The following is a 10360-nucleotide window of genomic DNA, read 5'->3' on the forward strand; positions in this document are numbered from 1 at the left end:
AGAAAGTAATAAACCGAGAAGCTGTTTATCGTAAAGCGAAGGAGCAACACCCAGAACGCTGGGGAAGCCGCAATACCAGAAACTGGCAGTTACCCACTGAAGTATGGCTAAACCCTGAGCGATCAGAAAATCAGCAGCACTATGATTTAGCTGCATAGGTTGAGGCGACATCTTTCTTGAAAATCACCGATACGAAAGTCCGGAGAAAGTCCCGCCAGGTGTTGCTTCAAAACAGTCTTATGGCTTGCGGACATGGGGAGTGCCTGGAGTTTTCCGGGCCATTGCTCCCTGGCGGCTTCTATGGCTTCTTCCAGGTGAATTTTTATCCCGGGCCAGGGTGCACCGATTCGGGTGGCCCAGTGCTGGAAGGTGGCCATGGTGATGTTTTTCCAGGTTTTTTCTTTTCCCATATTGAGTGCGGTACCGGTTTCGCCCGGGACGTAGGGCAGGGTGGTGACTATGTCGTACGCTGGGGAAAGACGGGGATGGGTGCTGTCCGGGTATATCATGCTCCAGTTTTTCAGGTGCGCGTCACCGTTGGCCAGCAGAATATTTGCCAGTAGTCGCCTTGCCATTTGTTGGAGATCCCCAAGGCCACTCTGACTGAATTGATAGATGACCCGACCGATCTGCTCATAGTTGGCGTGGTTGTATTTTTTATGGGGGTAGAACTCAAAGATCTGGGCAAAGTCTTCCGTATGGATTCGAAGGGGGGCTTGTTTAACCGGCTCCATACTGCGGTCAAAACGGCGGATACCGTAGGCAACGGATTCATCGGGCAGAATGATGTCCGGCAGGTTGGATAACTGGTCCAGGGGGATTAATGCTATTTCCGGAACATCGACGCCTATTAATTCCGCCAGCTTCATGGCGGTAAATTCATTTTCCGGAACCTTGGGATGCACTGTAGAAGGCGTTTTGATGATCCAGCTGTCTCCACCGATATCAGTACTGATAGTAAAGCGCCCGTCCTGACGGACACTGGAAAACTTCATCTGTACCCCGGCCAGGGAGAATTTGGAACGTTCGACGTTGACGTCCATTTGAACCGGCTCAATAGTGTCTACCCCGTGAAGTGCCCAGTCCGGTATTTCACCGGCTTTCAGGGAATTTGCTACCACTGCGCCGGGTAAGTTACCGCCAGTCCATGCCAGTAGCGGAAACTCATTATCGGGGTGCGTTTTCAATGAGCTGGCCAGCCATTGCCGCAAGGCGCCTTCGGGTAGCAGGTTGGACAGTACCGGGGGGAGGCGCTGGGAATGAATCTGCCTGGAGGAAAGGTAGTCTTTTTTCCACCGCTGCGTCAGGGTGAAGAGGGGGCGCAGGGAGGAGGGCTGGCGGGAATAATCCGGGTCAAAAGTCAGGGTGTTTCGTCCATTATCGGAGTGAAGCAATACACCGATGCGTTGGCCATGAAGTATCAGCTCTAACCCTTCAATCAATAGGGGGTGTTTTTTTGACGGTTGAGCCATCCATCAGTCCTCAAGGTCAGCCAGAAAGTCCTGCCAGGCTGAGGGCTTCTGTTCGGTTGATACTGTCTCTTCCGTTTCGGTTACTCCCGCTGGCTGCCGTGGGATCAGCTGTAATTCCAGATCCAGCCCCTCAAGTATGCGCAGCAGCGAAGACACCCGAAGGTCCTGGCCGGATTCTGCCCGCTGGTACTGCTGCTGGGACATACCGATTTTCAGGCGCATATCTTTCTGCCCCAGTTCCATGGCCTTGCGATGATTCCGTAAGGCCTGGGCCAGTTCGGCCAATGTTTTCATAAGCGGTCACCCAAAAAACATTATATTTGTTGTACTATAGCAAAAATACACATTATTAGTTGTTTTTGTTTGATTTACTCATTATGAGTTGTAAATAGCGTGAATAACAACTTATTAGATGTAATCTGTGTAGGTCAGTGAACCGGGATAAAGGGCTTTGAGGGGCAGAGACGTCCTGGATGTTTCATAAGGACGCCCCGCTGGTTTGTCTTGGTCAGTGATCAATCTCTTTTTTCCAGAAATCGTATAAGCCATCAATGTTGCCTGAGCACAACAGAGGCATGGCGGCTTTTACCTGGGTCTCGCTCCAGTGCCACCATTTCATTTCCAGCAGTTGCTCGATCTGTTGTTCATTGAAGCGGTATTTAATTATTTTTGCCGGGTTGGAGCCCACTACCCCGTACGGGGGAACGTTTTTCGTCACCACCGCCCGGCTGGCAATAACCGCTCCATCACCTATGGTAACGCCGGGCATGATCATCGCCTCTGAACCAATCCAGACATCATTGCCTACCACCGTGTCGCCGGACCGGAGGAAGCCATCCCTGGACTCGTTGGAAAATCCTTCCTGATAGAAGAAGGGGAAAGTGGCAACCCAGTCCATCCGGTGCCCCTGGTTGCCCGCCATCATAAATGCAGCGCCGGAGCCAATGGAGCAGTAGCGGCCAATAATCAGTTGATCCACATCGGTTCTGTCCGGGTTAAGGTAACGGGCGCAATCGTCGAAGCTGTGGCCATGGTAATACCCGGAGTAATAGCTGTACTCCCCCACATGAATATTGGGGTTGGTGATCTGGTCTTTGATGGGTTTACCGGAAAAGGGGCTCTCAAAATAGTTTTTCATTGAAATGCAGTGGATCAGAATATTGGATAAGGGCTGTATATTAATAAGCGGCCAGGGAAATAAAAAGTCTCTGCATAAACCTCTGTCACGGTGGAGGTTTACGTGATGTTACAAAATATGCATTACTGCAACGGGTCTATACGCTCCCTCTCTTTTCGGCGGCACTGGTTTTGGATAAGCTTGGCTGCTATTTATTACCGTTTAAATCCTCTGTAGATCTGTGGTGTGACCAATGCCCACTGCAGCGCATACAGAGCATTCCGGGCAGGCGGGAGCCTGCCCATCACCGGTTGGGGAAAACGATGATCATCAAACCAAGGATCCGAGGCTTTATCTGTACCACGACTCACCCTGTGGGTTGTGAGCAGAATGTCAGGGAGCAGATTGACTTTACCCGCTCCCAGGGCGAGGTGGCCAATGGCCCCAAACGGGTGCTGGTGATTGGCTCTTCCAGTGGCTACGGTCTGGCGTCCAGGATTACGGCGGCTTTTGGCTGTGGTGCGTCGACCATTGGCGTTTTCTTTGAGAAGCCCGCCACGGAGAAAAAGCCCGGTACCGCCGGATGGCACAATTCAGCCGCTTTTGACAAGCTGGCCCATGAGGCCGGGCTCTATGCCAAAAGCCTGAATGGAGATGCCTTCAGTCATGACGCCAAGGAGAAAACCATCGAGCTGATCAAGGAAGACCTTGGACAGATTGATATGGTGGTTTACTCACTGGCATCACCGGTTCGAAAACTGCCGGATACCGGTGAAGTGATACGCTCGGTATTGAAACCCATGGGCCAGACCTATACGGCTACAGCGGTAGACACCAATAAGGACGCTCTGTTTGAAGCCAGTGTGGAGCCTGCTACGGACGAAGAAGTAGCGGCTACGGTGACGGTAATGGGAGGCCAGGACTGGGAGCTCTGGATGGAGGCGTTGTCCGGGGCGGGTGTTCTGGCGGAAGGTTGTAAAACCGTCGCCTATAGCTATATCGGCACTGAAATTACCTGGCCTATTTACTGGGAAGGGGCTCTGGGTGAAGCCAAGAAAGACCTGGACAGGGCAGCCCATGCCATTGATCAGAAAATGCAGGCCATCGGTGGCTCGGCCAATATTGCTGTGCTCAAGAGTGTCGTGACCCAGGCCAGTTCCGCCATTCCTGTGATGCCTCTTTATATTTCCATGGTGTTCAAGAAAATGCGGGAAGAAGGGGTGCATGAAGGCTGTATTGAGCAGATCAACCGCATGTTCCGTGACCGCCTTTACAAGGGTGATGGTTCCGCGCCTGAGGTGGACGACAGTAATCGTCTGAGACTGGATGACTGGGAACTTCGGGAAGACATTCAGGCACACTGCCAGGACGTATGGCCGAAGCTGACCAATGAAAACCTGGCTGAACTGACGGACTATCGCCAGTATAAGGATGAGTTCCTGAAGCTGTTTGGTTTTGGTGTGGAAGGAGTGGATTATGAGGCGGATGTCAATCCACTGGTACCTTTTGAGGTGATTGATATCTGAGCACCCTGTTGTGCTTCACTATGTTCAGCAGCAACCTGCGTTCCGGTTGCTCAACCTTCTGGAATACAGTAGGTTGCTGCTGAGCACAGCGAAGCGCAACACAAAAAAGCTAACGTCTTTCAGGTATACAGGCCACTGACTGGTCCGGTGTTACACCACAGGCTCCCCTGATGGAGTGCCCACGGCCCGGTGCCTGGAAGGAACAGCTATCCCCGCTGGTTTTTCCGGAACAAGCGGATAAGGCTTCCAGAGGTGGCCTTCTATGCCTTGATGACGGTTGCCTGTTCTGCCTTCCTTCAGAGTCCCGGGATGGCCGGTTATGAAGAAAGTCACCGCTGATCCGCCCCCAGAGACAGCGGGGGAAAAACGGGTAGTCCTCTGTGGCAAAATAGACAAACTCCCCCATTAAAAATCCACCATTACACTCATCCAGGGTGCCTGATCCAGGCCGGTATTCCCAGTCTTCATTGAAGGTGCCGTCGTAATGCCCTCCTGGAGCAGTGGGACGTGTTCCGGGTTTCAGCTGGTAGCTTGATGCCTGGTGGGTGCTCGCATAATGAATTTCAAACCCGTCAGCGGCATAACCGATCAGGGTTGATTCCCGGGAGTCAATCAGGGCTCTGGCGACGCCGTGATAATGATAAAGGCCTGTCCGGTCTACATGGGCGTTGTTATGATCCATACCCAGCTTGTCCCGGGCCCCCAGCCCTTCAAGGTTCCAGCCAGAGCTCCGGTCACGGCTGAAGCCCCGGTGGCTTGACGGGTCGTAATAATCTGCGGTGGACGGACGGATCTGGACACCATTGAGGGCCACGCCGATGGAGCCTTTGACGGTTTGAGCTTTTTGCACTTTGGCTGGTTGGGTTGTAACGCAGAGTCGGACATCCTGCAGGCGAATGCGGTTTGGGTTACCGCTGTTGGGGAACTGTCCGGTATCGTGATCGGGAAGGCCATTGGAGATAATGCAACGCTGGCCATTGCTCACCTTAATCTGGACTTCGTTGTTATGGTTGCTGTGGGGGTAAGCGGGCATTGCCAACAAGAAATACGGGAAGAGAAGCCAGCTCCATAAGTGAGGGGAAACTCTTTCAGGTTTACCGAAGAGAGCGATCCTTTTTGCAGTGAATACAGGCATGGTTGTTCCTTAACATGTCCTGAAAACCAGCTTACCTGAAGGGAGGATCATCTGGCCAGATGGTTGATGAACCTGGTAGATAAAGCGCCAAAAAAGATCGCTGCCGGAAACAGGATGATATAGAGGAACCAACCGTTTGTGGCTTCAGGGTTGTTCGACAGGTGAATGAGAAAAAACACCGACAGCATCAAAATTTGAAGCCCGGTCAGCCCGCCATTGATGTGCTCCCTTGATGTGTCAGTGTATAGAGATACTGAAACCCATATCAGATGAGGAACGATAACAAAGCAATAATGAATACTGAGGTTCTCTATGATCACCAGTACATCAGAATGCTTGGCTTGATCATCAGAAATGAGGGTAAATAGTGCCAGGGCTAACCCGGGGAATACAAAATGCAATACAAAGATAGGAGGACCCCTTCCATGAAGTCAGTTCAACACATTTTCTGTTGGGCAGAGGCTTGATTATACAAGGGAGAAAATGGTTTGTTGAATAGTTCAAACGGGGGAGCTGCTGTCTGTAGGGCTGTCGTATAATTCCCCGATCAACAGTCAATCCCGGGCATCAGGGAGCGTTTGTGTCAGGTTGACGTTTGCGTAAAGTTGTTGGGGTTTGTTATCGTGTCCTGACGGTCGCAAGCTTCCACATGAAATCTGGCAGGCGGGTTTTGCCGGATACTTTTTCCAGCCAGTCAACGCTTGGCGACGCCAATTTAACCAATAATAACAATGCGAGTTTCTCATGCCGTCTTTCAGTCAGAATATTGTGATTGTTGCCGCAGCGCGGACCCCAATGGGTGGATTTCAGGGGGATTTATCCTCCGTATCCGCCACGGAACTGGGCACCATTGCCATCAAATCGGCCCTTGAGCGGGCGGGAGTCCAGCCGGAAAAAGTGTCGGAAGTGATGATGGGCTGCGTGTTGCCTGCCGGTACCGGCCAGGGTCCTGCACGACAGTCGTCTCTTAAGGCCGGAATTCCTGACCATGTACCCACGACAACATTGAACAAACTCTGTGGCTCCGGCATGAAAACAGTGATGCTGGGGGCTGCTCAGCTTCAGACCGGAGAAGCGGATCTGGTCGTCGCCGGGGGGATGGAAAGCATGTCCAATGCCCCCTATCTGCTGGATAAAGCTCGCGGAGGCATGCGCCTGGGTCACGGGCAGGTCAAGGACCATATGTTTACCGATGGTCTGGAAGATGCCTACAAGGGTATCGCCATGGGTGTTTTTGCCCAGGAAACCGCCGATCGCTTTAAGCTCACCCGTGAAGCCATGGACGACTACGCTCTGGCTTCTCTGGAACGGGCCAATACCGCCATTGCCTCCGGTGCTTTTGCTGAAGAAATTGTTCCGGTTGAAACCCGGAAAGGACGGGCTGAGGTGCTGGTTGATACCGATGAACAGCCCGGCAAGGCAAAACCGGAAAAAATCAGACAACTGAGGCCCGCTTTTACCCGTGATGGCACGGTCACCGCTGCCAACTCCAGCTCAATCTCCGACGGTGCTGCAGCCCTGGTGTTAATGCGCGAGGAGGATGCGGTTGCCCAGGGATTAAAACCCATGGCTCGAATTGTGGGGTATCAGAGTCATGCCCAGAAACCGGAAGAGTTTACTCTGGCTCCCATCGATTGTGTTGACCGGCTGCTGCAGAAAGTGGACTGGCAGGTCAGTGATGTGGATCTGTTTGAGGTGAACGAAGCGTTTGCGGTGGTCGCCATGATGGCCATGAGGGAGCTGGGGCTGGATCACAACAAGGTCAACATTCATGGCGGAGCCTGCGCCCTGGGTCACCCACTGGGGGCCAGTGGTGCCCGGATTCTGGTGACGCTGTTGCACGCCCTGAAGCGCACCGGTGGTCATCGGGGCGTTGCCTCTCTCTGCATCGGTGGAGGGGAAGCCACAGCGGTAGCGGTAGAAATGATGTAAGTGATCAGCAGGGCATCCCGCACCGGTTGGCCTGCAAAGGCTCCCAAAGAACAAGAAGAGAGACCGCGATGGATTATAACCTTTCTGAAGACCAGGTCGCGTTTCGTGATCTCGCACAACAGTTTGCACAAGCGGAGCTGGCGCCTAATGCCGCCCGCTGGGATCTTGAGTCCACTTTTCCGGTGGATGTGATACAGGCCGCTGGAGAGTTGGGGTTCTGTTCTCTTTACACCAGTGAGTCCATGGGAGGGCTTGGGCTGTCCCGGCTGGATGCGCACCTGGTGTTTGAGCAGCTGGCCATGGGATGCACGGCAACCACCGCCTATATCACCATTCACAACATGGTGGCCTGGATGGTGGGAGAGTTCGGCTCGGAAAGAGTCAGGGCTGACTGGGGGGAAGGGCTGGTTACGGGTAAAAAGCTGTCGTCTTATTGTCTTACTGAGCCCGGGGCCGGAAGTGATGCCGCCTCTCTTAAGACCCGTGCGGTCAGGGAGGGTGATGAATACGTTCTCAATGGCTCCAAGATGTTTATATCCGGGGCCGGCAGTACCGATCTTCTGCTGGTGATGGCCAGAACCGGTGAAGATGGCCCGAAAGGTATCTCCGCTTTTGTGGTACCTGCCAATCAGGAAGGAATCAGTTACGGCAAGAAAGAAGAGAAAATGGGCTGGAATGCCCAGCCGACCCGACTGATCTCTTTTGATAATGTCCGGATTCCTGTGGATCACCTCCTGGGTGAAGAAGGGGAGGGCTTTACCTTTGCCATGAAAGGGCTGGATGGCGGGCGGATTAATATCGCCACCTGTTCGGTGGGAACCGCCCAGCAGGCCCTGAATACCGCCCGGGCCTATATGAAGGAACGCAGGCAATTTGGTAGGGAGCTGGCGGGGTTTCAGGCGCTGCAGTTTAAACTGGCGGATATGAATACGGAATTAGTAGCCGCCCGGCAGATGGTTCGTCTGGCGGCGTTCAAGCTGGATAACAAAGACCCGGAAGCCACCGCTTATTGTGCCATGGCCAAACGGTTTGCCACGGATATCGGTTTCAAGGTCTGCAATGAAGCCCTGCAGGTTCACGGTGGCTATGGCTATATCAAGGAATACCCCCTGGAGCGTCATGTCCGGGATACCCGGGTGCACCAGATTCTCGAAGGTACTAACGAGATCATGCGGCTGATCGTCGCCCGTCGTCTGCTTGCAGAGAGCATTTCCCACAGCGGTATGGAGTTACAATAACGATGCCTATAACAGCAAAGGATGCAAAAGCGAATACTGAACCGTCCCAGGCTTTGACGTTGTCCTATGAAGGTCAGACAGCCATTGTGACCATTGACAACCCCCCAGCCAATACCTGGACACCGGAAAGCCTGAATCATCTGGAAAGCATTGTCCGGGAATTGAATGAGAAGCCTGAGATAGTTGCCCTGGTGATTACCTCTGTCTCAGAGAAGTTTTTCAGCGCCGGAGCGGATCTCAAGCGGTTTGATGGCCTTACTCCGGAACAGGCCCGACCCTTTGCGGAAGCGTTTGGTGCGGCATTTGAGGCACTCAGTGATTTTCGGGGGTTATCGGTGGCGGCCGTCAATGGCTATTCCATGGGAGGCGGCCTTGAAGTGGCGCTGGCCTGTGACCTTCGGGTAGCGGAAGAGCAGGCGGTGATGGCTTTGCCGGAAGCAGCTGTGGGCCTGTTGCCTTGTGCCGGTGGCACCCAGAACCTGACTTTGCTGGTGGGGGAAGCCTGGGCCAAACGGATGATTCTCTGCGGTGAGAAAGTTGGGGCAGACAAAGCCCTGGCCATAGGCCTGGTGGAAGAGGTTGTTGGTAAAGGTGAAGCCCCTGCCCGGGCCAGGGCATTGGCTGAAATGGCGGGCAAACAGAGCCCGGATGCGCTGAAAGCCTGCAAGAAACTGGTGCAAATGGGGCGTTCAGGATTTTCCCGGGATGCGCTGCCTACTGAACGGGAACTGTTCCTGGAGCTGTTTACGGGATCGAACCAGCAGGAAGGTGTCAGGGCGTTTCTGGAGAAGCGGAAGCCTCAGTGGCTCTATAAATAGTGGAGTTACAAGTAGCCGGGGGCGAATGGCCGTCGCGAAAAGGGGTGAACGGGTTCAAAGTGAGGTAACAATAATAATGACAACCATCGCATTTATCGGACTGGGAAATATGGGCGGGCCAATGGCCCGAAATCTGGTCAAGGCCGGATACGATGTCAGTGGCTTTGATCTGGTGCCTGAGGCGCTGGAACAGTTTGAGCAGGCCGGTGGCTCCAGGGCGGAGTCAGTGTCTGCGGCAACGGAAGGGGCTGACGTCATCATCAGTATGTTGCCTGCCGGGAAGCACGTCCGTTCTCTGTACCTTGGTCAAGGATCGGAAGAAGGGTTGTTTTCATCCATCGGCCGTCAAACCCTGGTCATTGACTGCAGCACCATTGAGGCGGATGTGGCCCGCCAGGTGGGAGAGTCTGCGGCGAAGCTTGGGATTGACTTTATCGATGCGCCGGTTTCCGGAGGCACCGCCGGGGCTGAAGCCGGCACACTGACGTTTATGGTGGGAGGTAGCGAAGACGCCCTGGAGCGTGCCCGTCCTTACCTTAACATCATGGGCCAGAATATTTTCCATGCGGGAGGCGCCGGTGCCGGGCAGCTGGCCAAGATCTGTAATAATATGCTGCTGGCGGTTCTGATGACCGGAACTTCTGAAGCCCTGAAACTGGGCATGGATAATGGCCTGGACCCTGCAGTATTGTCAGAAATCATGAGCAAAAGCTCCGGTGGCAACTGGGTGCTGGATAAATACAACCCTGTGCCCGGTGTTATGCCCGGAGTTCCTGCCAGTAATGGTTACCAGGGAGGCTTTATGGTGGGGCTGATGGCTAAGGATCTCGGGCTGGCTCTGGGGGCTGCTGCGGGCAGTGGAACTTCAACGCCCATGGCGTCCCTGGCGGATAATCTGTATCGTATGCATGCCAACCGATCCGGGGCTACCCAGGATTTTTCCAGCATCATACAACTGTTTGACCCTGCCTGAATCATTCACTGTTCCGGTAACCCCAGGGCAAAAACATGATCAAGAATCAATCAGCCCAAGCACTTTCATCATATAGTCTTCATCCCAGCCACAGGTTTTACGTTTGTTCTTGATACCAGCCTTCACTGAAGTATCAAGCTTGAGAAGGT

General features: G+C 53.6%; 10 protein-coding genes. 5 read left to right on the plus strand and 5 right to left on the minus strand.

Features of this window, described 5'->3' with window-relative positions; all coding sequences use genetic code 11:
* Positions 1–146: 146 nt before the first annotated feature.
* The 3 genes from ACNRUY_RS24605 to catB all read right to left on the minus strand — a co-directional run bounded on the left by ACNRUY_RS24605 (position 147) and on the right by catB (position 2610).
* Positions 147–1472 carry a type II toxin-antitoxin system HipA family toxin gene (locus ACNRUY_RS24605; protein ID WP_488114314.1) on the minus strand — a complete coding sequence of 442 codons (1326 nt, stop codon included), beginning with the start codon at positions 1470–1472 and terminating at the stop codon, positions 147–149.
* A gap of 3 nt (positions 1473–1475) precedes the next feature.
* Positions 1476–1766: a helix-turn-helix domain-containing protein gene (locus ACNRUY_RS24610; protein WP_488114315.1), complete on the minus strand. Its 291-nt coding sequence runs from the start codon at positions 1764–1766 to the stop codon at positions 1476–1478.
* Between the two features lie 214 nt (positions 1767–1980).
* Positions 1981–2610: a type B chloramphenicol O-acetyltransferase gene (catB, locus tag ACNRUY_RS24615; protein WP_488114316.1), complete on the minus strand. Its 630-nt coding sequence runs from the start codon at positions 2608–2610 to the stop codon at positions 1981–1983.
* A gap of 302 nt (positions 2611–2912) precedes the next feature.
* Here catB and fabV point away from each other — a divergent pair, with 302 nt between their 5' ends.
* A complete protein-coding gene (gene fabV / locus ACNRUY_RS24620) occupies positions 2913–4115 on the plus strand; it encodes an enoyl-ACP reductase FabV (protein ID WP_488114317.1) in 1203 nt (400 codons plus the stop codon).
* Between the two features lie 109 nt (positions 4116–4224).
* Here the strand turns inward: fabV and ACNRUY_RS24625 are convergent, their stop codons facing one another.
* Positions 4225–5250, minus strand: a complete 1026-nt coding sequence (locus ACNRUY_RS24625; RefSeq protein WP_488114318.1) for a YHYH protein — start codon at positions 5248–5250, stop codon at positions 4225–4227.
* 47 nt (positions 5251–5297) lie between these two features.
* Positions 5298–5651, minus strand: coding sequence for a hypothetical protein (locus ACNRUY_RS24630; RefSeq protein WP_488114319.1), 354 nt, complete (start codon positions 5649–5651; stop codon positions 5298–5300).
* 343 nt (positions 5652–5994) lie between these two features.
* Here ACNRUY_RS24630 and ACNRUY_RS24635 point away from each other — a divergent pair, with 343 nt between their 5' ends.
* The 4 genes from ACNRUY_RS24635 (at position 5995) to mmsB (ending at position 10211) form a co-directional block, all read left to right on the plus strand.
* Entirely contained in the window at positions 5995–7182 is a 1188-nt protein-coding gene (locus ACNRUY_RS24635) for a thiolase family protein (protein WP_488114320.1), read from the plus strand.
* Positions 7183–7250: 68 nt separating this feature from the next.
* Positions 7251–8420 carry an acyl-CoA dehydrogenase family protein gene (locus tag ACNRUY_RS24640; RefSeq protein ID WP_488114321.1) on the plus strand — a complete coding sequence of 390 codons (1170 nt, stop codon included), beginning with the start codon at positions 7251–7253 and terminating at the stop codon, positions 8418–8420.
* Positions 8421–8422: 2 nt separating this feature from the next.
* On the plus strand, positions 8423–9238 hold the full coding sequence (locus tag ACNRUY_RS24645) for an enoyl-CoA hydratase (protein ID WP_488114322.1): 816 nt from the start codon (positions 8423–8425) through the stop codon (positions 9236–9238).
* A gap of 76 nt (positions 9239–9314) precedes the next feature.
* Positions 9315–10211: a 3-hydroxyisobutyrate dehydrogenase gene (mmsB, locus tag ACNRUY_RS24650; RefSeq protein WP_488114323.1), complete on the plus strand. Its 897-nt coding sequence runs from the start codon at positions 9315–9317 to the stop codon at positions 10209–10211.
* Positions 10212–10360 lie beyond the last annotated feature (149 nt).

The sequence above is a fragment of the Endozoicomonas sp. Z74 genome, assembly GCF_057680865.1.

Excerpts from the sequence above, each read along its gene's own strand:
- ACNRUY_RS24635 (WP_488114320.1), top strand. The coding sequence starts at position 5,995 with ATGCCGTCTTTCAGTCAGAATATTGTGATTGTTGCCGCAGCGCGGACC.
- fabV (WP_488114317.1), top strand. The coding sequence starts at position 2,913 with ATGATCATCAAACCAAGGATCCGAGGCTTTATCTGTACCACGACTCAC.
- mmsB (WP_488114323.1), top strand. The coding sequence starts at position 9,315 with ATGACAACCATCGCATTTATCGGACTGGGAAATATGGGCGGGCCAATG.
- ACNRUY_RS24605 (WP_488114314.1), bottom strand. The coding sequence starts at position 1,472 with ATGGCTCAACCGTCAAAAAAACACCCCCTATTGATTGAAGGGTTAGAG.
- ACNRUY_RS24640 (WP_488114321.1), top strand. The coding sequence starts at position 7,251 with ATGGATTATAACCTTTCTGAAGACCAGGTCGCGTTTCGTGATCTCGCA.
- ACNRUY_RS24625 (WP_488114318.1), bottom strand. The coding sequence starts at position 5,250 with ATGCCTGTATTCACTGCAAAAAGGATCGCTCTCTTCGGTAAACCTGAA.
- catB (WP_488114316.1), bottom strand. The coding sequence starts at position 2,610 with ATGAAAAACTATTTTGAGAGCCCCTTTTCCGGTAAACCCATCAAAGAC.
- ACNRUY_RS24645 (WP_488114322.1), top strand. The coding sequence starts at position 8,423 with ATGCCTATAACAGCAAAGGATGCAAAAGCGAATACTGAACCGTCCCAG.
- ACNRUY_RS24610 (WP_488114315.1), bottom strand. The coding sequence starts at position 1,766 with ATGAAAACATTGGCCGAACTGGCCCAGGCCTTACGGAATCATCGCAAG.